We start from the raw sequence: 26900 nt of genomic DNA, 5'->3' as shown, positions 1-26900 counted from the left end.
GATTCCTTATTGATTTAAAACGATATAAAGCCAAGTAAATACTTCGTCACTGCAATCAAAGATGGCGCAAATAGCACCATAATGATTCCTGAAATAATCATCGAGAGACTGGCAATGACGCCTTCCAATTCATGCCGCTGTCTTGCCCGAGCTATGCCCATAGCATGTGCGGCATTACCTAGTGCTGCGCCCGAAGCAAGATGATTTTTATATTTCATCCAAAGCAAAAGGAGATCTCCCAACAACATACCGACCAAACCTGTAATCACAGTAAATAGCGGAATCAGGCTGATAGAGCCCCCCACTTTTTCGGTAAGCACCAAAGCGAAAGGAATCGAAATGGAACGCGCCAACAGGCTATTTTTAACGATGTCATCAAAATCCAATAGGCTCGCCAAAAACCAACTGCTGAAAATACCCACCAACATGGCGAGGCTAGAACTGAAGAGCAACACTTTAAAATGTTGCTGAATCATGCGGCGATAACGAAAAACAGGAATAGCAAAAGCCACCGTGATTGGGCCGAGCATGGCCACCAAATATTGGGTATAAAAGTAATAGTCTTGGAACTGATGCTGTAAAAGAAAGATCAGTACGATGCTCACGCTAGGAACAACAATAATGGGGGATAAATAGATTTTTTGTGTTCGAACAAAAAGCTGCTTTGCCATGAAATAGCACAGCACGGTCCAAACCAAGTAAAAAAGCCCCCAGCATTCAGTCATACTGATCTTCCTGTTTGGGTTCTTGATTTAGCTCTGGCTGCTTTAACAACAACCACACGCTATATACAGAAACCATCATCACTAAAGCGGTGCTGATTAAAATCACCAGCAGAATTTTCCAACCACTGGTGATCAATAAATCCTGATATTGAATCACACCGACCACAGGCGGAATGAAAAACAGCAGCAGTTCAGCCAGCAACAGATCGGCACCGCGTTCAACGTGGGCTAATTTCAACCATTTCATTTCAAGTAAAAACAACAGCAGAAAAAACCCAAGTACCCCTGATGCCACAGGCAAATTCAGCAACTTTTGTAAGACATCAGCACAGCTCCAAACGGCCAAAATGGTCATGATTTGGCAGCTCGCAGTGTTTAGCTTCTTCAGCCGAGTTCGGGCAGCCAACATCTCAATTTATGTCCGCATATGCCCGCGCTTTAAACGGCTGGATCGAGATACGTTTGTAGGTTTCTAAAAAAGATTCATGCTCCAAACGCAAATCCAGATAAGTATTCAGAATTTCCTCTAACACATCGGGAATATCTTCTGCAGGAAATGATGACCCTAAAATATCACCGATGGATGCATCATGATCTGAGTTACCGCCTAAACTAATTTGGTAATATTCAGCGCCTTTTTTATCGACACCTAAGATGCCAATATTGCCGACATGGTGGTGTCCACAGGCATTCATACAGCCTGAAATGTTCAGATCGACCCTGCCTAAATGATATAAAGCATCCAAATCATCAAAACGGCGAGCTATCGCCTCATACACCGGAATAGATTTGGCATTTGCCAAGGAGCAAAAATCGCCACCCGGACAGCAAATCATGTCAGTCAGAAAGCCAATATGCGCACGAGCCAAATTGCCACGATCTAAGACTTGCCACAGTTCAAACAGATCCTTTTGGCGTACATCGGTTAAGGCAATATTTTGCTCATGCGTGGTTCGCAGCTCACCAAAGGTATATTGGTCAGCCAAATCTGAAATTAAACGCATTTCATCGGAAGTCATATCACCCGGCGCCACACCCGCCCGTTTTAAGCTGATCGTAACGATGCGGTAGCCCGCGACTTTATGTGCATGGGTATTGATATTGAACCAGTGTTTAAACTTCGGATACTGATGGAACAACGCCTCAAAATTTTCCGCATCTAAAGGTTCATAGGCAAACGGTCGAAATACTGCATCCATTTGCGCTAAAACACTAGGCTGAACTTTGAGCAAAGTCTGAGTATGTGCAAACTCAGCTTCAACTTTTTCCGCGAAGCCCGCTGGAGTGAGGGCTTTCACTAAAATTTTAATACGCGCTTTGTATTTATTATCACGGCGACCATGCAAGTTATAGAAGCGCATGATGGCATCTAAATAAGCAATTAAATCTTCACGGGCTAAAAATGGCTTAATCACATGTCCCGCTAAAGGGGTGCGTCCAAGCCCACCACCGACTTTAATTTGATAACCCAACTACCCTGCTTCATTTTCTACCAGATAGACCCCAACATCATGGAAAGTTGTGGCAGCACGATCTTGTTCAGGGTGTGCACAAACCGCAATTTTAAATTTACGTGGTAGGAATGAAAACTCAGGATGGAAGGTACTCCACTGACGAATCAGTTCACAGGTAGGACGCGGGTCTGTGAGCTCCCCTTCAACGACACCTGCATACTGGTCTGTGGTGGTGTTTCGAATACAGTTACCACTGGTCTGAATAGAATGCATGTGTACCGTAGCGAGTTCCTGCAAAATATCAGGGACATCTTCAAGCTGCGGCCAATTCAGTTGAATATTTTGACGCGTAGAAATGTGCGCATAACCACGGTCATACTTCTGTGCAACCTCAGCCACCTTCCGCAATTGTACTGAGTTCATTAAGCCAGAAGGCACCGCCAAACGTAGCATGGGTGCATAGCGTTGAACATATAAACCATTTTGTAAGCGTAAGGGACGATATTCTTCTTCAGTCAGTTTTCCCTCTAAATAACGCTGGGTTTGGTCGCGAAACTGTGCGACACGTTCATTTAATAAATTTTGATCAAAGTCTGTATATAAAAACATGGGGATGACCTAGGTATATGCATCAATATGAAAGAAAAGCTGTTTTGAATGGCGCATCAAAAATGCAAATTAGGCGAAAAAAGTCGCCTGCTTTCGGGACACACCATGTTGTAAACAGGTCTGCATATACTCGGCATAGACCGATAACTTTTCATAAATATGCTCCGCATAGAACATATCTTCAACCAGCTGGATCGCTTGCTGCTGGTTATAACTGCCATAACTCAACAATAACTGCGCATTCAATGTGGCGAATTTTTCACATAAATCGATATATTGCTGATCTTTGTTTTTAAAGAACAATTTCCGCATATTCCATTCACTACTGTCGATGATGACATCTTGTGGATGGGTAGAAATATAGTTGATTTTGACTTTAAAAAACTGTTCCAGCTCTGCGAGTTTTTGTGTATTGAGCACTAATGATGTCACCAAAAAAATCTGCGAGACATCAGTTCGACATAGCGCTTTGATCAATGAAAAATAGAAAAAATCGACATCATTAAATACGCTATCACTCAAATCTAAATAAATATCGAGCGCCTCAAGCACATCATCTATTTTTAGGTTTTGTTTTTGCTCTGCTTGATAGTAACGATTGAGGATATTGAGTACGGTTGGCGTCGCAGGACTGCTATAAATCACAGGATGGTTCAAATTTGCCAAGATAAAAGGCGCAAATAAAAATGCGACCCCTGCATGTTCTGCTTGAATGGCAGACTGCACAATATACTGAACTTTAGCACTTGAAAAATCACGTAAAACTTTAGCACGCAGCAAAGTCGCTTCTAAGTTTAAATACTGCTGCGCAAGTAAATGTTGCAGTTGATCTGAAAGACCCTGCCCATCAACCAATTCAGAAATTGTATTCAGTTGCTGTGTTATAAACATTACGCCACCATCAAGATTATGATCCCTTCTTGAGTCAAATTTTCAGCTAGTTTGGTGTGAATGAGTAGCTACAGTAAGGCTTGAAAAAACTATAACAGCGTGCCTCCTTCTCAAGTTTTATGGATACAAAGCCATCAAAATTAGAAAAATAAATTCGTTATATAAATAGGAGCCCAATTCCATCATGGCGTTATTTTGAGTGCCTAAAAATTCAGAAATGACTTTTCTCTTTTCCTATTTCAAGCAGCCTCTTTAGCCATTGAATATAAGGTAGAATCTAGAAAGGAGAATAAAAGTTATGGCTGACAAGACACCTCTAAAGTTGTTTTAATACGCTCTAACACAACAGTGGTTTTAAACCATTGCACATTGGCATTATGATGAAAAAGCTGATCACATAAGGCTTGAAACCGACTCATACTTGGCACCAAGAGTACCAACATAAAATCCGCCTCACCTGTTACGTAATAGCACTGCTGTATTTCTGGAATTGAAAAACTCGTTTTCAACTCCTCAAGGTCTGTCACATGGGTTTGGTTGACGCGAACCTCGACAAAAATCGTAATCACTTGTCCCAATTTGTCTGGATCAAGCACTGCGGTATTGCCAATAATATAGCCACTGTCTCTTAATTTTTGAATGCGACGTTGTACCGAGGCCGTTGATAAATGCACTAAATCGGCCAACTCTCGAAGTGGCGTTAAGCAATCTTTTTGCAAATGCTCCAATAAAGCGAAATCAAATTTATCCAATTGCATGAGCAGCCTCCTACGAGAAATTTTCTCATTCAAGCTAATGATTATAAGCCATTTTATCAAGAGTATTGCAATAAAATATCACACATTGATACAGCTTAAGAACCGCCTATGTCTACGCATCCTAATACAGCACTTGGCATTAGCTTAAATATCACGGCCTCGGTATTATTTGCTTTAATGTTTGCCTATACCTCACTTTTGGGCACGCTGGCAGGTACAGAAATTTACGGCTGGCGCATTGTATTGACTATTCCATGTCTAACACTTTTTATTTGGCTCAAAGGCAATTGGTCTCAGGTGGTTGTTATTTATCGCCGTTTCTACCAAGAGCGCTTTTTCTTTTTAACGCGAATTTTATCTTCGTTTTTAATTGGGATTCAGTTGTGGCTGTTTATGTGGGCACCCAGTCATGGCTATGGACTGGATGTTTCACTCGGTTATTTTATGATGCCGATTAGCATGGTGATTGTCGGTCGGATTGCCTTTAAAGAGCGAATGTCACGCTTTCAGCAACTGTCCTGTATTTTTGCAGTGCTGGGGATCTTGAACCTCTTGGCGATTTCTCAAACACTGAGTTGGCCCACTCTGCTGATTTGCTTAGGCTATCCAATCTATTTTTGGCTCAGACAAAAAACGGAGACGAATAATATAGGCGGACTTTGGTTTGACATGATGTTGAGCCTCCCTGTTTGTATTTTCTTTATCATGCAAGGCAGTATCGTCACAGAAAGCCTATCTGAAAGTTCACATACGCTTTGGCTCATTTCAGGACTTGGACTAATCAGTGCACTGGCTTTGGCATTTCAATCCTTGTCTGCCCCGCATTTAAACTTAAGCTTATTTGGACTGTTGGTTTATGTTGAACCGATATTGTTAGTGGCGGTTTCAATCGCCTTAGGAGAAAGCATTACTTCAGCAGAATGGCCAACCTATATCGCCATTTGGCTCGCAGTTTCCACCCTCATGCTTGAAGGATTTCGCAGCTTTAAAAAGAATCGTAAACTTGCGACATAGGCATTTTTTATGCATATTTTCCTCTAGATCGCTTAAATTTAGATGTCTAGACATGCTTTGGTGCTGAATTGGGAACTAACTATCTGATTGTATTTAAATGGCTATTTGACTCCGCGAGTTACGTGCTGACAATTCATATTGGCTTTGTTGCACAAACATTCAAAAGCTAAACTTCTTCCAAGTTATCTAAATTTAAGTGGCAACTTGGGTGTGAGGTCGACCTAAATCTGTAAATTTATTTAATACGGCCACACGTGCATGAATCTCATTGACTTGGCTTTGAAAGTTTCTCGCACGGAGTTTATCGCCTAATAATTTGATGCAATGCATCTTGGTTTCTATCAGACTTCTGCGATGATAGCCTGACCAATTTTTCCATATTGTTCTTCCTAAACGTTTAACTGTTCGAAGTAATTCATTTCGCTCTAGCGAGCTGGTCTTTGTATCTTTCCAAGGTTTCGCATTTTTTCTTGGCGGAATCACCGCATGTGCTTGTCGGTCTGCAATTACTTGACGGCATTGCTTGGTGTCATAAGCCCCATCAGTATAGACAGAGTCAATCTGCTCATCTTGTGGAATCTGATCGAGTAAATCACCAAGCACTTGTGAATCACTCACATTATTTGTAGTGAGTTGAATAGCGCGTATTTGAAGGGTTTCAGCATCTATACCAATATGAAGTTTACGCCATTGGCGACGATATTCAGGTTGGTATTTCTTACGCTTCCATTCACCTTCGCCTAGAAACTTTAAGCCAGTAGAATCGACGAGTAGCTGGAGACCATTACTGCTTTTTTGATAGTTAATTGCAATATCAATATGCTTTTGTCTTCTGCAGATGGTGGAATAGTCTGGTGCTGTCCAATCTAATCTACAAAGATGAATGAGACTTTGCACAAAGCCAGTGACCATGCGTAAAGAAAGACGAAATAAGGATTTGATCATTAAACAGCATTGGATGGCTGTATCTGAATAAGTTTGATTTCGACCATGTTTACCTTTGGGTTGAGCGTACCATTGAGTCTTGGGATCAAACCAAATTGAGAGATTTCCTCGATTTATTAATGCACTGTTATAAGAAGACCAATTGGTTGTACGATAGATTTTAGGTGTGGGCTTATTCATTTGAGAATTATATTGTGGAATAAGCCTTTAGAGATAGGTTTGTGCAACAAAGCCGACGGAATAAGGATTTAATCATTAAGCAGCATTGGATGGCTGCGTCGGAGTAGGTTTGATTTCGCCCTTGTTTGCCTTTTGATGGCGCATACCATTGCGTAGCAGGATCAAACCAAATGGCAATATTTCCGCGACTCATAAGTGCTCGGTTATATGCGGGCCAATTGGTTGTGCGGTAGATTTTGTGTGTAGGCTTCTTCATTTGAAAATTATATCGCTGAAAAACCCTTTACAGATAGGTTTGTGCAACAAAGCCGCTTCGAGCAGTTCATGTTCATCAGGATTGTTACGTAAAGGCTGTACGGCCTTTAGCCATTTATAAATGCTGTGCTGTGATACACCTAAACGTTTTGCGACATCAGTGACAGAATATCCACGTTCGGTAATCAATTTAACAGCTTCATCTTTAAATTCTGGGGTGTATCGTTGTCCACTCATAATGTTCTCTCCTATGCAAAAAGAATAGACGATATTTGTCTAGGAGAGTGGTGGCAGTCCAAAAAGATGGTTTTGTGTGTCAAGAATTTTGGTGGCTATTCAATGATTAAATATTTTAAAAGCAGATTGGCACGGTTTAGCAGATGCACAAATGTGACAGTAAATTAGATAGATTGGTTCAATATAAGGCATGTACATGGATTCATTCGTTTATTTACCCTGTTTTGGATATTGACCCATGTAAACGATGAGATTAAGCCAATAAATAAAGTAGCCCAACTTGAATAAAAAGCCTCTGACAAACCTCACAGGGTTGAAGTGCTGCCTTTCATTCAAAATTTCAGGCAGCACCCTCATACATTTAAGCGTCGGTTTAAGCTGGTAGTTTACTCGCCAAAACATCTACTTTTTCAATAGACGGTGGCTCTGAAAATAGCTCTTCGGCCTGAGCCATCAACGCAGCTGCAACCTTGCCAGATAAATGCGCTTGGCGACCCGCCTCATCAGGAAATGCATCAAAAATACCAAATGTTGTAGGTCCAAGACGTAAGCCAAACCACGCAACTGTCGCAGGTTCTTCCATTACAATAGGTAAACCGGCTTTAAGGAAAGCTTCCACTTCGTCTTCTTTACCCGGTTTAGCTTCAAGACGGACATATAAAGCTGTTTTAAGCATGACTAAAACTCCACAATTGATTAAAATTCAAACTGATTCTGTCATTGCTAATGTATGCATGTCAGAAAGTTTTGTTGTATAAAAGTTAAAAAACATCCCATAGCTGAGCCAAAATTTAGGTTTTTATTTCGACATAATGCTATGAATTTATTCAAGTTAATATCAATAACATTTGAATCAAAAAATTAAGATATGAGATGATTAAATTCAATCTTAGTTATATAAGGATCAATTGACTCTACCTTAGATTTATAACCTGACCTCTTCATCTGGAAATTATATTGCTCAAGAAGCATTCAAGAACAACATGTACATCCTTATATCCATGAAAGTTATTTAGCTAGGAATTTGCTGTGAAACTCTATATGTTTCTCTATAAAGCTCGCAATGAAGTAATAGCTATGGTCATAGCCTTCTCTTAGGTTAAGTGTCAGAGGATATTCTTGTTCCAAACAAATATCACTAAGAAGCTTAGGCCTTAACTGTTCTTCAAGAAAATCATCAGCTGTTCCCTGATCGACTAAAATAGGTAAATGAACTTCAGGGTTTTTGATTAATTCAATCGCATCATAGCTTTTCCATAAAGTTTCGGTTTCACCTAGGTAGTGTGTAAAAGCCTTTTTCCCCCAAGGTACTTGGCTAGGTGCAACAATGGGTGCAAAAGCAGAAATACTTTTATACAGCTCAGAATTTTTTAACCCAATGACTAATGCACCATGACCACCCATGCTATGTCCCATAATGCTTTGGACTTGATTGGTCGGAAAATTCAGGTCAATCAGATTTCTGAGCTCTTCCACAATATAATCATACATTTTGAAATGCTGCGACCAGGGTGCTTGTGTTGCATTCACATAGAATCCTGCGCCTTGGCCTAAATCATAATCTGCATGATCTGGTACATCTTCCCCACGTGGGCTGGTATCTGGTGCAACAATAATGACTTTATGTTCAGCCGCATACTTTTGTGCTCCGGCTTTAGTAATAAAGTTCTGTTCGTTGCAAGTCAGTCCTGATAACCAATATAAAACTGGCAACCGCTCATCTTTGTCATGAGGTGGCAGATATATTGAGAATTTCATTGAACAGTTTAATGCTGTTGACTGATGGCGATACACTTCTTGCGATCCACCAAAAGAAGCATGTTTCTCAATTATTTCCATAATCAATTACCTATGTTGAGCAAGACTTCATGAGAAATCGAGTAATCAAAGAATCTGACATTCTCCACAGAGAATAGTGATTAAGATTTAAAATGTAGGCAGGTTTGTTGAACCTATACACGATGCCTACACAGATAGATCGGTTTTACAGATAATGTGCCGTTTTAGAGGATTCCATGAATGTCATTCATGATTCACATGCATGGAAAACTATAAGGTCTGACGGAATTATTCGTAATGAATTACAGTACGAATTGACTTACCTTCATGCATTAGATCAAAGGCTTCATTGATCTGATCCAAGCCCATCGTATGTGTCACAAATGGCTCTAATTGAATTTTACCTTTCATGGCATCTTCAACCATTCCTGGAAGTTGCGTGCGACCTTTTACGCCACCAAAAGCAGAACCTAACCATTTACGACCAGTAACCAGTTGGAATGGACGGGTAGAGATTTCTTGACCTGCGCCAGCTACACCAATAATTACGGATTGTCCCCAGCCACGATGTGCACTTTCAAGGGCTGCACGCATTACATTCACGTTGCCAATACATTCAAATGAATGATCTACACCCCAGCCAGTCATTTCGACAATGACTTGCTGGATTGGTTTATCGTAGTCTTTAGGGTTCAAGAAGTCCGTTGCACCAAACTCTTTTGCCAGCGCAAATTTATCTGGATTCATGTCAACCACAATAATACGCCCTGCTTTAGCTTGACGTGCGGCTTGTACGACTGCCAGACCAATACCACCTAAACCAAAGACCGCAACACTATCACCTTCTTGTACTTTAGCCGTGTTGTGTACTGCACCGATACCCGTTGTGACACCACAACCCAGTAAGCAGACATGTTCGTGATTGGCTTCAGGATTGATTTTAGCCAATGATACTTCTGCCACTACCGTGTATTCACTGAACGTTGAGCAGCCCATATAGTGGTAAATCGGTTGACCATTGTAGGAAAAACGAGTGGTACCATCTGGCATTACGCCTCTACCTTGAGTTTCGCGAACGGAAATACACAAGTTCGATTTTCCAGATTTACAGAATAGGCACTCGCCACATTCAGCGGTGTAAAGTGGAATTACATGATCACCTGGTTTGACGCTAGTCACGCCTTCACCAACCTCAACTACAACGCCAGCACCTTCATGCCCGAGAATAGCAGGAAAAACACCTTCAGGATCATCGCCAGATAAAGTAAATGCGTCTGTATGACACACACCAGTATGGGAGATCTTGATTAATACTTCACCTTTCTTCGGTGGTGCAACATCAACTTCAACAATTTGAAGAGGTTGACCAGGACCAAACGCAACGGCAGCACGTGACTTCATGGAATAATTCCTTATACAGATCTATTTTAAATATGATTTTAGAATTTTGGCGATTTCAGCCAATTCTTCTTTTCGTTGTTGTTCTGTGGTTTCACCTGATACTAATGTGTCCTTTAAATGAACCTCTAACATCTCATTCATTAAACCATTAATAGCACCACGCACAGAGCATATTTGTTGCAGAATTGCACCACATTCCACATTGTCTTCTAACGCTTTTTCAATCGCTTGCGTCTGACCTTTGATCTTTCTGACGCGTAGAAGAATCTTTTTTTTGTCTTCAACCTGATTAGGCATCAGACCTCCTTACTTGCTAGAAATAATACTATAGTACCCCATAGTATAAAAAAAGCAATATTTTTTATAAATCGAAAATCAAAAAGCTCTTTAGCGAAAATTTTCTATCCCTGTTTTTAGTTTTTTTAAATTAACATCATAGAGCTTATGCGAAAGTCACAAAAAAAATGGGACTTTTAGCTCCCATTTTTATTTTGGCTCATGTTCTTTGTAATGCTGGGACCTTTTAGAATTATGTTTCCAACTTTTAGCCACTTTGTAGATATTTTGAACGTTTCAAGCCTTGAAAATACTACCGACAGTTTAGATTAGGGTCTGTTGACATTTGTTGTATAAAAAAATAGCGAGATAGTAAAATTAAATCGCCAAACCCAATTTTACACTCGCTATGCCTCGCACAATGCTAAATGATCAACATTGGTCAAAGTTACAAAACATTTTCCGTCAATTTAATATTTATCTCAAACCAAATTTGAGAAATTTTGTAGAAGCTATACTGTTTCGTATAAGAACAGGTTGTCCTTGGCGTGATTTACCTCAAGAATTTGGTAATTCAAACTCAATATTTCAAAAATATAATCGTTGGTCTAATAATCATAAATTAATGAAAATATTTAAGTTATTTGCTAATAATGCAGATATTGAATGGATATTCATTGATGGGAGTCACGTGAGAGCACACCAACATTCTTCAGGAATAAAAGATCAGGATATTTCAAAAAGTATTGGTGGTAATAGTTCAAAAATCCATTTGGCTGTTGATTCTAATGGCAATCCTATTGAGTTTATAATTTCTGATGGGACAACTCATGATATGAAAGTTGCGTCAATCTTAGTTCAGCAATTAGATCTTACTGAAACTGAAACGATGTGCGCAGATAAAGGATATGATTCTGAATATTTGAGAGTACAGATTCAAAATACGAATACCAAAGCAAATATTCCTAGAAAGTCTAATACGCAATCGAACAATGACCATATGGACTGGTATCTATATAAAATCAAACACTTAGTAGAGAATGCGTTTTGTCGGTTAAAGCATTTCCGAGGAATTGCTACACGATTTGATAAGCTAAAGCGTAACTTTGAAAGTGCTGTCGCCTTAGCTTGTATCTATATTTGGTTACCTTTATGAAATGTCAACAGACCCTAAACTGCCTTTACAGACTGTACTAGAATATTTTTAGTGAGCGGATGATATTTATTATTCATTATTTAGGAATTATTAAATCCTATAAATATCATTTATTGGATTAATTTACTTTGGTAGTGTGCATATCATCCCCCAGTTAAGAATAAGGAACAACTATGAATAAGATGATGAATGCTCTTATCCTAGAAAATTTTGGTGATCATAAATTTACACGTACAGAACTCCCTATACCTCAACCAGAGGCTGGGCAAGTTCTAGTACGTGTTCATGCTAGTGGTGTAAACCCTATTGATTATAAAATTCGTCTTGGTGAAGCACCATATGCTATGCCAGAGCTTCCTGCCGTGTTGGGAACGGATATGGCTGGGGTTGTAACTGCTGTTGGTGAAGGTGTCACCCACTTCAACGTTGGAGATGAAGTTTACGGTCTGATTGGTGGCGTTCGTGGTCTTCAAGGATCTTTAGCAGAATATGTTGTAGCAGATGCTGATCTGATCGCATTAAAGCCACGGAATATCTCTATGCGCGAGGCAGCAGTACTACCATTGACGTTCCTCACCGCTTGGGAAGGTTTAGTGGATAACGCGAAGGTCCAACCAGGGCAAACTGTACTGGTTCAGGGTGGTGCTGGTGGCGTTGGTTATATGGTGGTTCAGCTTGCAAAAGCACTTGATGCAATTGTTTGGGCGACTGGTCGTACAGCTGATCAATCACTGATTTCAGAACTCGGTGCAACACCTCTCGATTACACAACAGCATCTTCCGATGACATTATTGCTGCAAGCCCTGAGGGTCAAGGTTTTAACATTGTTTACGACACTGTGGGTGGTCCAGTACTCGAAGCTTCACTTTCCATGACTACTCACTATGGCCACATTACCAGCTGTGCTGCATTTGGTAATCATAATTTAGCGAGTTCATCTCTACGGTGTGCCACTCTGTCTGGCGTATTCGTCCTATTGCCGATGTTAACAGGCAATCGCCGTTCTCATCATGGCGATGTCCTTAAGATCGCGACTCGTCTCGTTGAGGAAGGTAAACTGCGTCCTATTGTTGATCCTCGTCATTTTACTCTAGACCAAGCCATTGAGGCTCATGATGCTGTTCAAGATCGCTCTGCCAATATTAAGGTGGTTATTGATGTCATTTAACGCACTTCAGGCCAAGACTTGGCGCTTCAATTGTATTGGAGATACAGATGTTCTGACATTAGAAACACTTCCTGTTGCTTTACCAGCCGCAGGAGAAGTTCTAATACAGATGAAAACGATTGGACTCAACCGGGCTGATGTAATGTTTCGGCGTGGTACTTATATTCAAAAGGCAGAATTCCCTTCTCGTCTGGGATATGAGGGAGCAGGCATAGTTCTGGCAATAGGTGAAGGTGTACGCCAATTTTCTCCAGGAGATGCAGTATCGATTCTTCCGACTGACAATCTAGCCAAATATGGGACATATGCGGACAAACTTCTGATTCCAGAAACTTTTTTAGTTCACAAACCTGATAGTTTAAGCTGGGAAGAAGCTTCTTCAATCTGGATGCAGTATTTGACGGCTTGGGGTGGTGTAATCCATGCTGGTGGAGTTTCGAAAGGAAAAACGATCTTGATTACAGCAGCTTCAAGTAGCGTAGGACTAGCTGCGATACAGATAGCTGAAGCAGCGGGTGCTAAGGTCATTGCAAGTACACAGACGATAGAGAAAAAGCAACGTTTACTGGATCTCGGTGTTAAAAATGTTATAGCCAGTGAAGATGAACCAGATTTGTATGAGGCGCTTGTTTCACGTTTGGGTGGAGAACATCTTGATGTCGCCTTCGATGCTGTAGGAGGGCCACATATTGAACAGATTGCAAAAGCGATGTCTGTGGGAGGAACGATGGTTATGCATGGTGCACTTAGCCCGGAGATCACACCATTTCCCCTTAAAGTTGCATTACGCAAGAGCTTAACCATGCGAGGTTTTTTGTTCCTTGAGGTTCTCCATGACCCTGTTCTAAGGGAGCAAGCAAGACGCTTTATTCTTAGCAGTATAGGTGCAGGATATCTTCGTCCAGTGATCGACTGTTGCTTTAACTTTGAGGACATGCATGACGCTCAGCGCTATCTTGAATCAAATCAGCAAATAGGAAAAATTGTAGTTACTCTAAATACATGATGGTCTTATCTGATGTCTACTTTCTAGAAAAAAGGTTAGTTCCATCTGATTCAGGTTTCTATATGGCCCAACACTTCCGCTAAGTAATCAAACAATGCTCGGATTCGCAAAGGTGTCGGGCCCCGCTGTGGACGATATAAATACAGGCGCCAAACGGGAGAGGTTTCCTCATGAAGTATCTGAATGAGCTTACCACTCCTAAGCCACGGCAAAACTAGAAATCCAGGCATGTGTCCGAATCCAACCCCAGCGAGAATAGCTTGAAATTCAGCTTCTAGATCATCTGTAATAAAACGGGGCTTTGATGGCGTAAAGCTTCGACTTTCGGTGAATGTCCATGGCCAGTAACGCCCTGTTTTATGATCGACTAGTGCTGTTAGAGGGTATTTATCAAGGTCAATAATTTTTTTGGGCATTCCAACCTTATCAATTAACTCTGGCGTACCCACAGAATAAAAGTTCACTTTAGCCAATTCCCTTGCCACATATCGATTGTCCGGCAAAAATCCAAATCTGATCCCGATATCTATCCGCTCATCGATCACATCCGAGTGTGAATCTGTTAGCACACAATCCACGACAATATCTGGGTAACGTGTGGCAAATTCTGCTAGTGCAGGTACTACCAATTTACGCCCTAACACTGACGACACAGTAAGACGGACAGTCCCACGCATTTCATCTCGTTTTTCCTTGGTGTTTTTTACAAGCAGAGCATCAATGGATTCCACCGCAAAACGTGCTTGCTTTGCCAAACGCTCACCATCAGCAGTAATTTTAATTTGTCGAGTACTCCTGTAGAACAGAATCTCTCCGCGCTGCTCTTCTAGCTCTTTTATTGCCCGTGTCACTAGCTGCGGGGAAATACCGAGCTGAGTGGCTGCCTCTTTAAAATTTCGAGACTCTGCTGCGACACAAAAGATACGCATCATTTCCAATTTGTTCTGCATGTCCAATCCTGTGGTCTGGTAATTATTCCGTAAATAGGAATTCTGAAAGATAATATTATTCATTTATTATACCTAACAAGGCTGTAATACTTAATCCATCAAATATGATTGACAGATAGGTTGAAGGGCACTTGTATGAATAATATAGAAAATAAAGTTATTGTTATCACTGGTGCAAGTAGTGGTTTAGGTGAAGCTACTGCTCGCTTACTTGCTAAAAAAGGTGCAAAGGTTGTCCTTGGTGCTAGACGTACTGAAAAATTAGAGGCTATTGTTCACGACATTCGTGCTGAAGGTGGTCAAGCTGAATTTATTGGTATGGATATAACCAAACCACATGAAGTACAAGCACTTATTGAAAAGGCATTAAGCGCATTTGGTCAAATCGATGTATTGGTAAACAATGCTGGATTAATGTCTATTGCACCATTAAGCGAGCTAAAAGTTGATGAATGGGATCGTATGATCGACATTAATATTAAAGGTGTTCTTTATGGTATAGCAGCTACTCTACCTGTTTTCCAAAAACAAAACTTTGGACACTTTATTAATCTCGCATCTGTTGCAGGGTTAAAAGTATTTAGTCCAGGAGGTACTGTTTATAGCGGTACTAAGTTTGCTGTAAGAGCCATCTCTGAAGGACTTCGTCATGAAGTTGGGGGAACAATTAGAACGACGACTATTGAGCCTGGTGCAGTTGAGTCAGAACTAAAATTTGGTTCTTCTCATAAAGAAAGTTCAGAGTTTGTTACTGATTTCTACAAACAAGCCATACCAGCTGACTCAGTCGCTCGAGCAATTGCTTATGCAATTGAACAGCCTGCGGATGTAGATATTAATGAAATTGTTTTGCGCCCAACGAGCCAAGAGTTTTAATTATTGAATAACATAAAATGGGAGCACTTCGCTCCCATTTTTACTATACTTTTTAAAGTTAAGGACAAATCTATGAAAGCCGTATCGTATGTTATCAATAACCATGATGATTTTAAAAATTCATTGGTAGATATTGAAAAAGCGAAGCCTACGCTTAAGGAGCGTGATGTACTGGTAAAAGTTCAGGCAATCTCTGTGAATCCAGTTGATACCAAAGTGAGAAAAAATTCGTCTGAAGCAAATAATCGTATTTTAGGTTGGGATGCCGTTGGGGAAATTATTGAAGTTGGCTCAAAAGTTACCTCGTTTAAAGTAGGAGATTCTGTTTGGTATGCTGGCGATTTAACCCGAGATGGTAGTAATGCTGAGTTTCAAGCAGTCGATGAACGAATTATCAGTCTTAAACCAATTACAGTATCTAATGCAGAAGCAGCAGCATTGCCATTAACTGCAATAACGGCATGGGAAATGCTGTTTGATCGGTTTCAAATTTCAGAAACAGAAGTTGGCAGTATTTTAATTATTGGTGGTGCAGGTGGTGTAGGATCAATCGCTATCCAACTCCTAAAAGCAAAAACAAATCTGACCGTTATAGCAACAGCTTCACGTGAAGAAACGAAATCTTGGGTTGAATCACTGGGTGCCGACCATGTCATTGATCATAGCAAAGATTTGAATGCACAAATCGATACACTAGGCATTGAAAAACCAAAATACGTATTCTCTACAAATCATACAGAAACATATATCAAGCAAATAGTTTCTCTGATTGCACCACAAGGCAAGCTTGGATTGATCGATGATCCACAAACATTTGATATTATGCCGTTTAAGACTAAATCTATTTCTATCCATTGGGAGCTGATGTTCACCCGTTCAATGTATGAAACTGATGATATTGAAAAGCAAGGTGATCTATTGCAACAGGTTGCTCAATTAGTTGATCAGCAAAAAATTAGAAGTACCCTCAACCAAAATCTAGGCAAAATTAACGCTGCAAACTTGGAGAAGGCGCATAAGTTACTTGAATCAGGTAAGTCAAAAGGCAAAATTGTACTAGAAAACTTCTAAAACAAATTAAAGGTGAAATAATGACTATTTCAGTAATTGCGAACTTTAAGGCAAAGTCAGATCAAAAAGAGACGTTAGAAGCGCTTTTAAAAAGTGTAATAGAGCCTACGCTTCACGAAGAAGGATGCTTGAAATATGAGCTTTATATTAGCGAAAATGACTCAAGTAGATATTTCTTCTTAGAAGAATGGCGTAGCAGGGAGGATTTAGATATCCATATAGCGTCTGATTATATTCAAAGTTTATTTGGTAATATCCAATCGCTCATTGAATCCAGTGATATTGTAGAAATCAAAAAAATATAGCTGTATTCGGACGTTATGATGAAGTATTCTTCAAATTAACATAGGGACTTAGAAAGCTAACAAAAAATGGGAGCTATAAGCTCCTATTTTTTCTGGTTTTTTTCATTTTCAGGGCTTTATTGCACAAAGATTTGAAATGCAAAGCGCCCCTAATTGAGCTAAATTTAAGGCGTAACTTGGGTAAGTGGTCGACCTAATTCCGTAAATCTGTTAAGCACTGCTACACGTGCATGGATTTCATTCACTTGGCTATCAAAACTCCTTGCACTGAGTTTATCTCCTAATAATTTGATGCAATGCATCTTAGTTTCAACCAAACTTCGACGATGATAGCCTGACCATTTTTTCCATAGTGTCCTGCCTAAACGTTTAATTGTTCGAAGTAATTCATTTCGCTCTAGCGAGCTACTCTTTGTATCTTTCCATGGTTTCGCATTTTTTCTAGGTGGAATCACCGCATGCGCTTGCCGATCTGCAATGACCTGACGGCATTGCTTGGTGTCATAAGCTCCATCGGTATAAACACAGTTAATCTGCTCATCTTGTGGAATCTGATTAAGTAAATCACCAAGCACCTGTGAATCACTGACATTATTGGTTGTAAGCTGAACTGCTCGTATTTGTAGGGTTTTAGCATCTATACCAATATGAAGTTTACGCCATTGGCGACGATATTCAGATCCATGTTTCTTGCGTTTCCATTCGCCCTCACCTAGAAACTTCATGCCTGTAGAGTCCATGAGTAGATGCAGCCCATCGCTACTTTTTTGGTAGCTGATTACAATATCAATATGCTTTTGTCTTCTACAAATGGTGGAATAATCTGGTGCTGTCCAATTTAATCCACAAAGTTTAATCAGACTTTGCACAAAGCCAGTGACCATACGTAAAGACAGACGGAATAAGGATTTAATCATTAAGCAGCATTGGATGGCTGCGTCGGAGTAGGTTTGATTTCGCCCTTGTTTGCCTTTTGATGGCGCATACCATTGCGTAGCAGGATCAAACCAAATGGCAATATTTCCGCGACTCATGAGTGCTCGGTTATATGCGGGCCAATTGGTTGTACGATAAATTTTAGGTGTAGGCTTATTCATTTGAAAATTATATTGTGGAATAAACCTTAGATATAGGTTTGTGTAACAAAGCCGAGCTCAAATGAGACCCCATATTTAACATGGTCAAAATATTAGCTAAACGATCAGCTAATCGCTCATGAGTAGAACTATTTTGTTTCATCAATCAATAAGCAAATTTATGTGGGTGCATGGACAGATTGTGTCATCGTTATCAATCTTTTAATCTTATTTATTAAAAATTTTAAATGTTGTTTAAAGTTCATTTTATTTCATTAAATAATACAAATTCTCATCTTTGCTGATGGGATGGCGTGAATTGAACTCAAATCCTAAGCTATTGATTTAGTGAATTATAAAGTCAATAGCATTTTACCTATACCCATTTTTTACCCAAATTAGATTTAGTGCATTGAATCACAAAAATAATCTTGTTCAAATCCAACTAAAGGATTTGAAATGGTGTACTCATTATACCATCTTTATAGCTCAACCAAAATATTATAATATAACATTACATTTTTGATGTATTATTCAGAAAGACACATTCAGGGTTAAAGTTATGTTTGAAATTATTGATGATTTAAAGAAAAAATTAGATCAATATCGCCCTTTATCTCCTGCAATTGTAAAAAATTTACAAGAAGATCTTATTGTCCGCTGGACCTATCATTCAAATGCCATAGAAGGTAATACTCTTACACTATTGGAAACCAAAGTAGTTCTTGAAGGTATTACTGTAGGTGGAAAAGCGTTAAGAGAACATTTCGAAGCGATAAAACATAGAAATGCGATTTACTACGTCGAAGACATTATTCGTAAAGAAGAACCATTTTCAGAATGGCAAATTCGCAATATTCATCAACTTATTTTAAAAAATATTGATGATGAGAATGCTGGGCGTTTGATCCTAGACAGTATCGTGGACAACCAGCCCCTCTAAACTTTTAATATATTTCTGTTCAAAGGCTTCTGGACTTAACCAGCCGTTTGCAGAATGTCTTCTGACCCGATTGTAATAAATTTCAATATAGTCAAACAAGACAGCATTCGCTTCTTTTCGAGTCGAAAACACACTGCCATGTACCACATGACCTTTTAATGTATGAAAGAAGCTTTCAGTCACTGCATTATCCCAACAGTTTCCACGTCTAGACATACTCTGAGTACAATCATTTTTCAGTAACAGCGCTCTAAAATCACGACTACAGTACTGTGAGCCTTGGTCCGAATGAACCATAACACCAGTTGGATAACCCTGACGAGCCATTGCATAGTTAAACGTATCACACACCAACTGGCGGTCTATTCGATGGCTGGTTTGCCACCCCACGATACGACGGCTAAATAAATCTAGCATCACACATAAATACAACCAACCTTCTTTAGTGCGGATATAGGTAATGTCTGTTGTCCAGACTTTATTAGGCTGAGTAACTGTAAATTGGCGATCCAACAAGTTGGGTGCTGTAGGCAAACGATGGGTTGAATCAGTCGTATGCTTGTATTTACGTGCAATCCTGCTACGTAAACCAAGCTTTTTTAGCATCCTTCCAATAGTACGTTCGCTCATGTTGTAACCTAAATCATGCATGTCATGTACTAATGAAGGTGCACCCAATCGTGCATGATGCTGCCAATATACGGCTTTTAAGTCATTATATTTCTGTGCCGTATTGGCTTGACGTTTTCGCCAGGCATAATAGCCTGAAGTGCTGACACCTAGGTATTTACAGGCAGAAGATACGGTGACTTCATTCATATCTAGATCTTGAATTACCGTGTACTTTTCTTGGCATGATCTGTTAGAAAGTACACATGCGCTTTTTTTAAGATGTCATTGGCTTCCTTGAGCTGTTTGACTTCTTTCTCTAATTCCACGATCCGCTGTTGTTCTGGTGAAAGTTGACGTTTGCTTGAACCTGCCGGATTGGTTTCACGAATCCATTTATCTAATGTTGAATAACCCACACCTAATTTCTGGGCGATTGCAGCTACAGACTCGTGTGAGTTTGAAAGTGCATAATCAATCGCTTGCTGTTTAAATTCGGGACTAAAACGTTTAGCCATTTCTTGAATCTCCAAAGATTAAAGTTACGTTATCTTTAGAGGGACGTGCTGTCCATTATTTTGTCTAGGATCAGTTATCGTCAGCAAAATGTATTGATTTCTGGTGCTACTACTACCCCTCCTGACTATACTTTATTAAATGACAAGATGGCTCAGCTAATCGATTGGTATAACCTTGAAGCATATAAACTTCACCCGATTGAACGTGCAGCCAAAGTACATGCGGATTTTGTGGGTATCCATCCATTCATTGATGGTAATGGTCGCACATCACGTCTTTTGATGAATCTGGAACTGCTTAAAGCAGGCTATCCACCCTGTGTGATTACTGTAGAAAATCGTTTAGCTTACTATGAAGCATTGGATTAATGGATGGCTTCTGGAAAGACTGAAGCATTTATTCGGTTAGTTTCAGAGGCGGTACAAGACGGATTTAAACCGTATCAAGTTGTTTTAGGAATATAGAACTATACTAACTTACATTTTTCTTCATTTATCTTTGCTTAAGACATTTTTGTTTATTCGGCCGGGATAGTGTGCGCACAGAAAAAAATTAAACCTTTGTTTATTAAAATATTTACAACCAACCTACTTCATTGTACCGCGAAAAGTTAGCAGGCTAAAAAATATTAATGGCAATGTATCTACATTACAGCTGTTAATGAACCTCAAGCTGCTGAATTCTGAATATCCACCTTGTATCATCAGTGTTGATAATCGATTGGCTTACTATAAAGCTTTAGATTATGGATGGCTTGTGGAAAACGAAGCTTTTGCATATTTTTATAAAAAATTCTAACCTCAATAAAATTATTCTTAATAACATTTCACATAAAATTCACTATTAAATACCTATACTTGAATTGGAAGTAAAACGCTGAAATTTAGAACCACAAAAATTTAGCAAGTGCTTTTAAGGTAAATTTAGTAATTTTACCAATTATAAATTTATATAGGTGTATTCTTCAATGGCTATAGAATTTGTTTCCAAATCAAAGTTACCTACAGCGTTTGGTGATTTTGAAATTATGGCATTTCAAGACCAAAGTACTGGTGAAGAACATATCGCTCTTGCCAAAGACATGGATACTATTTCTAATCAACCTGTACTCGTCAGAATTCATTCAGAATGTTTAACAGGTGATGCTTTTGCTTCACTGAAATGTGACTGTGGCCCCCAATTACATTCAACCATGAAAATGATTAATGACGCTGGTCAAGGTGTGATTTTATACCTTCGCCAAGAAGGTCGTGGCATAGGATTAACCAATAAAATTCGAGCCTATGCACTCCAAGATCAAGGACATGACACTCTCGATGCCAACTTATTATTAAATTTACCAGCAGATGCTCGTAAATATGACATGTGTACTATTATGTTAGATTATTTAAAAATAAAGAATAGACCTCTTTCATAAATCATTTTTTACTCAGTTCCAAATTATAGATCCCAGCAATTAGATTGAACCTCAATCCCAATCTTTTTCCTCGATTGCGATATCGCTCAGCAAGGATTTTGAAGGTTTTCAAACTGCCAAATACATGCTCAATGCCAATTCTTCTTTTGTTAATTTCTCGATTGTAAAGCTTTAGCTTAGGATCTAGTTTGCAGCGTTTTTTTGCTTTTAATGGCAATAGGCTATTTCGATACACTGTGTAAATCCCTTGATAACCCTTATCTGCAAGTATAAAGGCACTTGCAGGAATCTGATTCAAATTGCGTTTGAAAAGTTCGAAATCATGTACAGCACCACGACTTGTGCATAAACTCAGAATTTGCTGAGTTTTATAATGAACAATGGCTTGAACTTTGAAAGTATGTGCCTTCTTCTTACCACTATAGCTTTTCTTCTGTTTTTTTAGGCCTTTGTATTGGAATTTCTGTGGCATCTAAGATCACCACATTCCAGTCAATACCTTCGCCTTCAGGCAAATGCTTTGGTAAATTAAATAAATTGGACTTGATGAGGCAGTCCTCTACATGGTGTACGATTCTTGAAGCAGTGGGCTCTGACACGCCATAACTTGTTGCGACATGGAATAATGTTCGGTATTCACGCCAATAGCTTAAGCATAAGAGAATCTGATCTTCTAGGCTTAATTTAGATGGTCTACCTTTGGCAGGAACATGCATTTTCAATTGCTCAACCATTAAATTAAAGGTTGACCATGAGATGCCGGTATATCGCTTAAACTGTGTTTCAGAAAGCTTCTTTGAATAGATGTATTTCATTCAAAGATTATGCATGAATGTTTAAGATTCTTCGGTACAAATAATCAGCAATAGATAGGTCGTATTTTGATTTATGAAAGAGATCTAATGTAAAACTCATTACAAATAATCCGTTTAAAATTAAATCTTTAACTGATTTAGGAATTAACGTTGTTGAACGTATTCCTTTAAGAGTTGGTTTAAATATTTTCAACAAAGCTTATTTAGAGACTAAGCAAAAACGTATGTCACATCTGTATGATAATAGTGATTTTTAAAAATCGATTACTTTCAATAAAAAAATTTACACTCAAAGTTCCATCTCCTTTATGGGAGAAGGTTTTATCACTTATATTTCTTAATAAATTGACTTTTTAGATTCTCAAATAAAATACAACAAAGATTGTGTGATTCATAGACATCATTTCAATATAATTGGTGTCTATGAACAGAGAAATTCAACAAAGACTCGTATGGGTTAAATTATTTGAAGAGACCAATGATGCTGGCCTAGTCTGTCGGAGATGTGGCATTTCTAGACCAACATTACGCAAGTGATGGAAACGATATTCTGAGCAAGGTATTGATGGATTAAGTAGTCAGAGTAAACGCCCATTAAAATCTCCAAATACTAAAATCAATGCTGAGCTAGAGGCCTTAATATTGGAAATGCGCTCGGCTAGGAATCTGGGTGCTCGACGTTTGCAAACAGAATTGATGAGGCTGCACGGAGTCTCGTTGTCCTTAGCGACTATCCATAAAGTACTATCCACCCATCAAGTCAAACCGATTAAAAAATTCCGTCGTAAAGTACGATTTCATTCGTTATGAACGCCCATTACCAGGCGATAGAATTCAAATGGATACCTGTAAATTGGGTCCTGGGCTATATCAGTACACATCTATCGATGACTGCACACGATATCGCGTTTTAAGGATATATAAACGCCGAACAGCGGCGAATACGCTCGACTTTTTAGACTGCGTAATTGAAGAAATGCCTTTTCCCATACAGCGAATACAGACCGATCGTGGGCGGGAATTTTTTGCTGAAAAAGTACAGAAAAAATTGATGCAGCATGGAATCAAATTTAGGCCAAATAAACCAGGTTCACCTCATTTGAATGGCAAGGTAGAGCGTTCTCAAAAGACTGATAAATCTGAGTTCTACGCTACTGTCGATATTAATTCTGAAGATATACAAGACAAGCTAGCCGAATGGCAGCATTACTATAACTGGATGAGACCACATTCAGCTTTGAAAGGTAAAACACCGATGGAAAGGTACTTTGAATTATGTGAAGAAACCCCTTTCTCTGATGAGGTCCAGAAGCAATACAACCCATCCAATGAACGGATTCAACACGCCAATTACAAGATGGATTTAGAGATCGCTAAATTGAAACGATCTCTATGAATCACACATATTATTGCACCAACAAGGCGTTGCATTTCAAATGCTAATCTAAGCTTGAAATATACTGATTTAAAAAACACTATATTATTTATTTTCTCTAATTATTTTTGAAAAAACCGTCACTTTTTCTAAAGTCGCATTCATTCCCTTATTAAAAAAAGTATCGACAAGCGCTGAGCCAATGATAATAAGATCTACTTTATTGGCTAGTGCTTTAACATGGCTTTCATTTTTGATCCCAAAACCAATTGCAACAGGAATATTAAAAATCGGTTTTATTTCAGTCATCTTTTTCTCAAGATTAGATAGATTGAAGTCTCCTCCTGTTAATCCATTTTCTGCAACATGATATAAAAACCCTGTCGCGCGCGCTGAAATTTGCTCTAACCTTTCAACTGGGGTCGTCGGCGCGGTCATTGCAATTAAATGCATATTTTTTTCATTTAATTGCGCCTCAAATTTTTCTCGATGTCCATATGGAGCATCTAAAATCAATATTCCATCTATAAGATTTTCTGTTTCTGCGATAAGTGTCTCAAAACCATATTGCATAATCGGATTTAAATAAGTCATGAAAATTATTGGTGTCTGGTCATCATGCAGCCTGATTGCTTTTACCAACTCAATTGTCTGTTTTACCGTTTGACCTGCACCTAAAGCCCGAAGATGCGCTGCCTGAATGATCTCTCCATCTGCCACTGGATCAGAAAATGGAATACCCACTTCAATAATGTCAGCCCCTGCTTGACCCAATTGGCTTAACAGACGACAACTTTCGGTAAAATTAGGATCTCCAGCAGTAAAATAACAGACCAGACCGCTTCGATTTTCCAGTTTCAATTGCTCTAATTTTTGATCTAGACGGTTCATGCTGTAGCTCCTGCAAGATATTTTTTGACCGTGTTTAAGTCTTTGTCACCTCTGCCACTTAAATTGACAATAATGATCTGTTCTGGTTGCATTTCTTGAGCAAGTTGAATCGTATATGCAATCGCATGGGAACTCTCAAGAGCAGGAATAATACCCTCCTGTTGGCTTAAAAGCTGAAATGCATTTACGGCTTCTTGATCGGTGATCGCCGCATATATCACACGCCCTGTTTCAAACAGAAGACCATGCTCAGGACCAACACCAGGATAATCTAAGCCAGCTGATATAGAGTGCCCCTCTAAAATCTGCCCATCTAAGTCTTGTAATAAATAAGTTAAATTGCCATGCAGCACACCGACCTGACCTTTACAAATAGAGGCTGCATGTTCATCGCTATTTATTCCTTTTCCACCTGCCTCAACGCCAAACATTTTGACATTCAGGTCTTCTAGAAAAGGATACATCAACCCTAGTGCATTTGATCCCCCACCAACGCAAGCAACTAGAGCATCAGGCAGTCTATTTTCTTTCAGGAGTATTTGGTTTCTGGCTTCTAAACCAATAATTTTCTGAAATTCTCTCACCATGACGGGATATGGGTGAGGGCCTGCACCCGTACCCAACAGGTAATAGGTTGTATCCACATGATGAATCCAATCACGTAATGCTTCATTCATGGCATCTTTTAAAGTCCTACGCCCTTTTTGAACACTTCTGACTTCAGCACCAAGTAATTTCATGCGTTCAACATTCATTTGTTGGCGCTGAATATCTGTTTCTCCCATAAAAATGGTACATTTCATCTTAAACAGCGCGCAAACCGTTGCTGTTGCAACACCATGTTGCCCAGCACCCGTTTCTGCAATGATTCTGGTTTTGCCCATAAATTTGGCTAATAAGATTTGCCCAACACAATTATTGATCTTATGCGCACCCGTATGGTTCAAATCTTCTCGCTTGAGATAGATTCGAGCGCCTCCCACATAAGCTGTTAGATTTTTTGCATAAAATAGAGGACTAGGACGACCAACAAAGTCCGTTAAAATCTGCTGATATTCAGCCCAAAATTCAGGTTTGTCCCGAACAGTATTAAAGGCTTGCTCTAATTCTTGAAGTGCTGGCATTAAGCTCTCTGGCATGTAGCATCCGCCAAATTTACCAAAAAATCCCAAGGCATCAGGACCATTACCTGTATAAGGGGTTGTCATCTCATATCTCTTTTACTATCAAAACTCGTTCGATCTTAAAATATTTTCATTTTTCTGATAATTGATATATTTTGAGGTTATGGTGTTAGAAAATTTTACAACATGAAACGCAGAACATTACCTCCGCTTAATGCTTTAAAAGCTTTCGAAGCTGTCGCCAGAAATAAAAGTTTCAGCTTAGCTGCCGAAGAATTATGTGTAACCCATAGTGCGATTAGCCATCAAATAAAGCAGTTAGAAGAATGGTTGGATAAAAAATTGTTTATTCGACATTCCTCGACCATCTCTCTGACGGCGGATGCCGAAGAATTGTCGCTCGTTTGTACGCAACTTTTTAATCGTTTAGAACAATGCGTCTTTGAGTTAACTAATAAGACATCTGAAGTAGAAGTTGTCATAGGCGCTTCTCATAGTTTTATGGCAAATTGGCTGATTCCTCGATTAGAAAAGCTCGAAGTCATTTATCCCAATATCCATATCAAATTAATGACATGTAATGATTTAAAATTGTTAGAAAAAGAGAAAGTTGACATATTTATCAATAGCGTCAGTGAGCATCATCTACCTCCCAACTTTTTGAATAAATATCTGTTATTTCCCGATAACATGGGTCCTATTTGTAATCGTGAAATAAATCTTCTTCATTCCGTAAATGATCTTTTAAACTATCCATTACTTCATACCCACTCAAATAAAAGTGCATGGCATACATGGTTTGATCAGTTTCAAATAAGCTTTTCCCCAAAAGCGAATGACCGTTATTTTGATAGTCTGAATTTAATGATAGAGGCTGCCGTGTCTGGGTTAGGAATTGCCATAGCACCTCAAATTCTAGTAGAAAAAGAAATGTTAAATGGAAAGATCATTGCCCCTTTTGGTTTTATCTATTGTGACTATAATTTTTATGCAATGGTCAGAAAAAATAACGAAAATCGTGATGTTATGAATATCATTGATTGGTTAATGGCCGAGGAAAAAAGTTAAACATTT

Annotated in this window: 24 protein-coding genes and 9 pseudogenes; 14 read left to right on the top strand and 19 right to left on the bottom strand. The window is 39.1% G+C overall.

What is annotated here, in order from left to right; all coding sequences use genetic code 11:
- Positions 1–14: 14 nt before the first annotated feature.
- The 5 genes and pseudogenes from MN200_RS04305 to MN200_RS04285 all read right to left on the bottom strand — a co-directional run bounded on the left by MN200_RS04305 (position 15) and on the right by MN200_RS04285 (position 4437).
- The gene (locus MN200_RS04305; protein ID WP_151836143.1) at positions 15–725 is read right to left on the bottom strand and encodes an LrgB family protein; all 711 of its coding nucleotides are present in this window, start codon (positions 723–725) and stop codon (positions 15–17) included.
- Positions 718–1134: a CidA/LrgA family protein gene (locus MN200_RS04300; RefSeq protein WP_151836144.1), complete on the bottom strand. Its 417-nt coding sequence runs from the start codon at positions 1132–1134 to the stop codon at positions 718–720. Before MN200_RS04300 ends, MN200_RS04305 begins: the two co-directional genes overlap by 8 nt.
- Position 1135: 1 nt before the next feature.
- A pseudogene (locus MN200_RS04295) lies at positions 1136–2788 on the bottom strand (nitrite/sulfite reductase).
- A 69-nt stretch (positions 2789–2857) separates the two neighbouring features.
- Positions 2858–3679, bottom strand: coding sequence for a hypothetical protein (locus MN200_RS04290; protein WP_242760126.1), 822 nt, complete (start codon positions 3677–3679; stop codon positions 2858–2860).
- Positions 3680–3975: 296 nt separating this feature from the next.
- Entirely contained in the window at positions 3976–4437 is a 462-nt protein-coding gene (locus MN200_RS04285; protein ID WP_058869055.1) for an Lrp/AsnC family transcriptional regulator, read from the bottom strand.
- A 108-nt stretch (positions 4438–4545) separates the two neighbouring features.
- On the opposite strand from MN200_RS04285, the gene rarD reads away from it, so the two are divergent.
- Positions 4546–5451: an EamA family transporter RarD gene (gene rarD, locus MN200_RS04280; RefSeq protein ID WP_058869054.1), complete on the top strand. Its 906-nt coding sequence runs from the start codon at positions 4546–4548 to the stop codon at positions 5449–5451.
- Between the two features lie 192 nt (positions 5452–5643).
- Here the strand turns inward: rarD and MN200_RS04275 are convergent, their stop codons facing one another.
- From MN200_RS04275 to MN200_RS04245, 7 genes and pseudogenes are all read right to left on the bottom strand, one after another.
- The gene (locus tag MN200_RS04275; protein ID WP_242760125.1) at positions 5644–6576 is read right to left on the bottom strand and encodes an IS5-like element ISAha1 family transposase; all 933 of its coding nucleotides are present in this window, start codon (positions 6574–6576) and stop codon (positions 5644–5646) included.
- Between the two features lie 55 nt (positions 6577–6631).
- Positions 6632–6832: pseudogene (locus MN200_RS04270) on the bottom strand (transposase); the annotation flags it as partial.
- A gap of 101 nt (positions 6833–6933) precedes the next feature.
- Positions 6934–7068 (bottom strand): annotated as a pseudogene (locus MN200_RS04265) (transposase); the annotation flags it as partial.
- Positions 7069–7441: 373 nt separating this feature from the next.
- Positions 7442–7744, bottom strand: a complete 303-nt coding sequence (locus MN200_RS04260; RefSeq protein ID WP_000920558.1) for an antibiotic biosynthesis monooxygenase — start codon at positions 7742–7744, stop codon at positions 7442–7444.
- Between the two features lie 332 nt (positions 7745–8076).
- Entirely contained in the window at positions 8077–8907 is an 831-nt protein-coding gene (fghA, locus tag MN200_RS04255) for an S-formylglutathione hydrolase (RefSeq protein WP_242760123.1), read from the bottom strand.
- Between the two features lie 228 nt (positions 8908–9135).
- Positions 9136–10248 carry an S-(hydroxymethyl)glutathione dehydrogenase/class III alcohol dehydrogenase gene (locus tag MN200_RS04250; protein WP_004682263.1) on the bottom strand — a complete coding sequence of 371 codons (1113 nt, stop codon included), beginning with the start codon at positions 10246–10248 and terminating at the stop codon, positions 9136–9138.
- A 21-nt stretch (positions 10249–10269) separates the two neighbouring features.
- Positions 10270–10545, bottom strand: coding sequence for a metal/formaldehyde-sensitive transcriptional repressor (locus MN200_RS04245; RefSeq protein WP_001133624.1), 276 nt, complete (start codon positions 10543–10545; stop codon positions 10270–10272).
- A gap of 388 nt (positions 10546–10933) precedes the next feature.
- Between MN200_RS04245 and MN200_RS04240 the strand changes: the two genes are divergently transcribed.
- The 3 genes from MN200_RS04240 to MN200_RS04230 all read left to right on the top strand — a co-directional run bounded on the left by MN200_RS04240 (position 10934) and on the right by MN200_RS04230 (position 13855).
- A complete protein-coding gene (locus MN200_RS04240) occupies positions 10934–11680 on the top strand; it encodes an IS5 family transposase (RefSeq protein ID WP_242760121.1) in 747 nt (248 codons plus the stop codon).
- A 173-nt stretch (positions 11681–11853) separates the two neighbouring features.
- Complete coding sequence (locus tag MN200_RS04235) at positions 11854–12849, top strand: zinc-dependent alcohol dehydrogenase family protein (RefSeq protein WP_242760119.1); 996 nt, start codon at positions 11854–11856, stop codon at positions 12847–12849.
- Positions 12839–13855, top strand: a complete 1017-nt coding sequence (locus MN200_RS04230; protein ID WP_242760118.1) for a zinc-dependent alcohol dehydrogenase family protein — start codon at positions 12839–12841, stop codon at positions 13853–13855. The genes MN200_RS04235 and MN200_RS04230 overlap by 11 nt, the downstream gene beginning before the upstream one ends.
- Before the next feature lie 50 nt (positions 13856–13905).
- Here the strand turns inward: MN200_RS04230 and MN200_RS04225 are convergent, their stop codons facing one another.
- Positions 13906–14805: a LysR family transcriptional regulator gene (locus MN200_RS04225; protein ID WP_242760507.1), complete on the bottom strand. Its 900-nt coding sequence runs from the start codon at positions 14803–14805 to the stop codon at positions 13906–13908.
- 135 nt (positions 14806–14940) lie between these two features.
- Here MN200_RS04225 and MN200_RS04220 point away from each other — a divergent pair, with 135 nt between their 5' ends.
- From MN200_RS04220 to MN200_RS04210, 3 genes are all read left to right on the top strand, one after another.
- Positions 14941–15681, top strand: coding sequence for an SDR family oxidoreductase (locus tag MN200_RS04220; protein WP_005093669.1), 741 nt, complete (start codon positions 14941–14943; stop codon positions 15679–15681).
- 72 nt (positions 15682–15753) lie between these two features.
- Complete coding sequence (locus MN200_RS04215; RefSeq protein WP_242760117.1) at positions 15754–16752, top strand: zinc-binding alcohol dehydrogenase family protein; 999 nt, start codon at positions 15754–15756, stop codon at positions 16750–16752.
- A gap of 20 nt (positions 16753–16772) precedes the next feature.
- The gene (locus tag MN200_RS04210) at positions 16773–17057 is read left to right on the top strand and encodes a putative quinol monooxygenase (RefSeq protein ID WP_004281848.1); all 285 of its coding nucleotides are present in this window, start codon (positions 16773–16775) and stop codon (positions 17055–17057) included.
- A 164-nt stretch (positions 17058–17221) separates the two neighbouring features.
- Here the strand turns inward: MN200_RS04210 and MN200_RS04205 are convergent, their stop codons facing one another.
- A complete protein-coding gene (locus MN200_RS04205) occupies positions 17222–18154 on the bottom strand; it encodes an IS5 family transposase (protein WP_242760116.1) in 933 nt (310 codons plus the stop codon).
- 541 nt (positions 18155–18695) lie between these two features.
- Here MN200_RS04205 and MN200_RS04200 point away from each other — a divergent pair.
- Positions 18696–19037 (top strand): annotated as a pseudogene (locus tag MN200_RS04200) (Fic family protein); the annotation flags it as partial.
- A 6-nt stretch (positions 19038–19043) separates the two neighbouring features.
- Here MN200_RS04200 and MN200_RS04195 read toward each other — a convergent pair.
- Positions 19044–20203 (bottom strand): IS3 family transposase gene (locus MN200_RS04195; protein WP_087514482.1). Its coding sequence is split into 2 segments (ribosomal slippage): positions 19044–19969 and positions 19969–20203, totalling 1161 coding nucleotides; the frame shifts between segments, so codons are not numbered across the junction.
- A 75-nt stretch (positions 20204–20278) separates the two neighbouring features.
- Between MN200_RS04195 and MN200_RS04190 the strand changes: the two are divergent.
- From MN200_RS04190 to ribA, 3 pseudogenes are all read left to right on the top strand, one after another.
- Positions 20279–20668, top strand: a pseudogene (locus tag MN200_RS04190) (Fic family protein); the annotation flags it as partial.
- 163 nt (positions 20669–20831) lie between these two features.
- A pseudogene (locus MN200_RS04185) lies at positions 20832–20992 on the top strand (Fic family protein); the annotation flags it as partial.
- Between the two features lie 179 nt (positions 20993–21171).
- Positions 21172–21603 (top strand): annotated as a pseudogene (gene ribA / locus MN200_RS04180) (GTP cyclohydrolase II RibA); the annotation flags it as partial.
- 19 nt (positions 21604–21622) lie between these two features.
- On the opposite strand, the gene MN200_RS04175 reads toward ribA, so the two are convergent.
- Together MN200_RS04175 and MN200_RS04170 are read right to left on the bottom strand one after the other, a co-directional pair.
- Entirely contained in the window at positions 21623–22093 is a 471-nt protein-coding gene (locus MN200_RS04175) for a transposase (RefSeq protein WP_242760099.1), read from the bottom strand.
- Positions 22041–22436 (bottom strand): transposase family protein, encoded by a 396-nt coding sequence (locus MN200_RS04170; RefSeq protein ID WP_213070463.1) that lies wholly within the window; start codon positions 22434–22436, stop codon positions 22041–22043. Before MN200_RS04170 ends, MN200_RS04175 begins: the two co-directional genes overlap by 53 nt.
- A gap of 89 nt (positions 22437–22525) precedes the next feature.
- On the opposite strand from MN200_RS04170, the pseudogene MN200_RS04165 reads away from it, so the two are divergent.
- Together MN200_RS04165 and MN200_RS04160 are read left to right on the top strand one after the other, a co-directional pair.
- Positions 22526–22693: pseudogene (locus tag MN200_RS04165) on the top strand (GTP cyclohydrolase II); the annotation flags it as partial.
- 166 nt (positions 22694–22859) lie between these two features.
- A pseudogene (locus tag MN200_RS04160) lies at positions 22860–23832 on the top strand (IS481 family transposase).
- Positions 23833–23916: 84 nt separating this feature from the next.
- On the opposite strand, the gene trpA reads toward MN200_RS04160, so the two are convergent.
- Together trpA and trpB are read right to left on the bottom strand one after the other, a co-directional pair.
- Complete coding sequence (gene trpA / locus MN200_RS04155; protein WP_114392367.1) at positions 23917–24702, bottom strand: tryptophan synthase subunit alpha; 786 nt, start codon at positions 24700–24702, stop codon at positions 23917–23919.
- On the bottom strand, positions 24699–25910 hold the full coding sequence (gene trpB, locus MN200_RS04150) for a tryptophan synthase subunit beta (RefSeq protein WP_242760115.1): 1212 nt from the start codon (positions 25908–25910) through the stop codon (positions 24699–24701). The genes trpA and trpB overlap by 4 nt, the downstream gene beginning before the upstream one ends.
- Before the next feature lie 102 nt (positions 25911–26012).
- Between trpB and MN200_RS04145 the strand changes: the two genes are divergently transcribed.
- Positions 26013–26894 carry a LysR family transcriptional regulator gene (locus tag MN200_RS04145; RefSeq protein ID WP_125281436.1) on the top strand — a complete coding sequence of 294 codons (882 nt, stop codon included), beginning with the start codon at positions 26013–26015 and terminating at the stop codon, positions 26892–26894.
- Positions 26895–26900: the final 6 nt, after the last annotated feature.

It is taken from the genome of Acinetobacter sp. LUNF3 (assembly GCF_022699605.1).
Classification (GTDB): domain Bacteria; phylum Pseudomonadota; class Gammaproteobacteria; order Pseudomonadales; family Moraxellaceae; genus Acinetobacter; species Acinetobacter johnsonii.
This window is presented reverse-complemented; position numbering and strand designations above follow the sequence as displayed.

Excerpts from the sequence above, each read along its gene's own strand:
- MN200_RS04240 (WP_242760121.1), top strand. The coding sequence starts at position 10,934 with ATGCCTCGCACAATGCTAAATGATCAACATTGGTCAAAGTTACAAAAC.
- MN200_RS04215 (WP_242760117.1), top strand. The coding sequence starts at position 15,754 with ATGAAAGCCGTATCGTATGTTATCAATAACCATGATGATTTTAAAAAT.
- MN200_RS04290 (WP_242760126.1), bottom strand. The coding sequence starts at position 3,679 with ATGTTTATAACACAGCAACTGAATACAATTTCTGAATTGGTTGATGGG.
- MN200_RS04275 (WP_242760125.1), bottom strand. The coding sequence starts at position 6,576 with ATGAATAAGCCCACACCTAAAATCTATCGTACAACCAATTGGTCTTCT.
- MN200_RS04260 (WP_000920558.1), bottom strand. The coding sequence starts at position 7,744 with ATGCTTAAAACAGCTTTATATGTCCGTCTTGAAGCTAAACCGGGTAAA.
- MN200_RS04210 (WP_004281848.1), top strand. The coding sequence starts at position 16,773 with ATGACTATTTCAGTAATTGCGAACTTTAAGGCAAAGTCAGATCAAAAA.
- MN200_RS04220 (WP_005093669.1), top strand. The coding sequence starts at position 14,941 with ATGAATAATATAGAAAATAAAGTTATTGTTATCACTGGTGCAAGTAGT.
- trpB (WP_242760115.1), bottom strand. The coding sequence starts at position 25,910 with ATGACAACCCCTTATACAGGTAATGGTCCTGATGCCTTGGGATTTTTT.
- MN200_RS04170 (WP_213070463.1), bottom strand. The coding sequence starts at position 22,436 with ATGAAATACATCTATTCAAAGAAGCTTTCTGAAACACAGTTTAAGCGA.
- MN200_RS04175 (WP_242760099.1), bottom strand. The coding sequence starts at position 22,093 with ATGCCACAGAAATTCCAATACAAAGGCCTAAAAAAACAGAAGAAAAGC.
- fghA (WP_242760123.1), bottom strand. The coding sequence starts at position 8,907 with ATGGAAATAATTGAGAAACATGCTTCTTTTGGTGGATCGCAAGAAGTG.
- MN200_RS04250 (WP_004682263.1), bottom strand. The coding sequence starts at position 10,248 with ATGAAGTCACGTGCTGCCGTTGCGTTTGGTCCTGGTCAACCTCTTCAA.
- MN200_RS04300 (WP_151836144.1), bottom strand. The coding sequence starts at position 1,134 with ATGTTGGCTGCCCGAACTCGGCTGAAGAAGCTAAACACTGCGAGCTGC.
- trpA (WP_114392367.1), bottom strand. The coding sequence starts at position 24,702 with ATGAACCGTCTAGATCAAAAATTAGAGCAATTGAAACTGGAAAATCGA.
- MN200_RS04235 (WP_242760119.1), top strand. The coding sequence starts at position 11,854 with ATGAATAAGATGATGAATGCTCTTATCCTAGAAAATTTTGGTGATCAT.
- MN200_RS04230 (WP_242760118.1), top strand. The coding sequence starts at position 12,839 with ATGTCATTTAACGCACTTCAGGCCAAGACTTGGCGCTTCAATTGTATT.
- MN200_RS04145 (WP_125281436.1), top strand. The coding sequence starts at position 26,013 with ATGAAACGCAGAACATTACCTCCGCTTAATGCTTTAAAAGCTTTCGAA.
- MN200_RS04225 (WP_242760507.1), bottom strand. The coding sequence starts at position 14,805 with ATGCAGAACAAATTGGAAATGATGCGTATCTTTTGTGTCGCAGCAGAG.
- MN200_RS04285 (WP_058869055.1), bottom strand. The coding sequence starts at position 4,437 with ATGCAATTGGATAAATTTGATTTCGCTTTATTGGAGCATTTGCAAAAA.
- rarD (WP_058869054.1), top strand. The coding sequence starts at position 4,546 with ATGTCTACGCATCCTAATACAGCACTTGGCATTAGCTTAAATATCACG.
- MN200_RS04245 (WP_001133624.1), bottom strand. The coding sequence starts at position 10,545 with ATGCCTAATCAGGTTGAAGACAAAAAAAAGATTCTTCTACGCGTCAGA.
- MN200_RS04305 (WP_151836143.1), bottom strand. The coding sequence starts at position 725 with ATGACTGAATGCTGGGGGCTTTTTTACTTGGTTTGGACCGTGCTGTGC.
- MN200_RS04205 (WP_242760116.1), bottom strand. The coding sequence starts at position 18,154 with ATGAATAAGCCTACACCTAAAATTTATCGTACAACCAATTGGCCCGCA.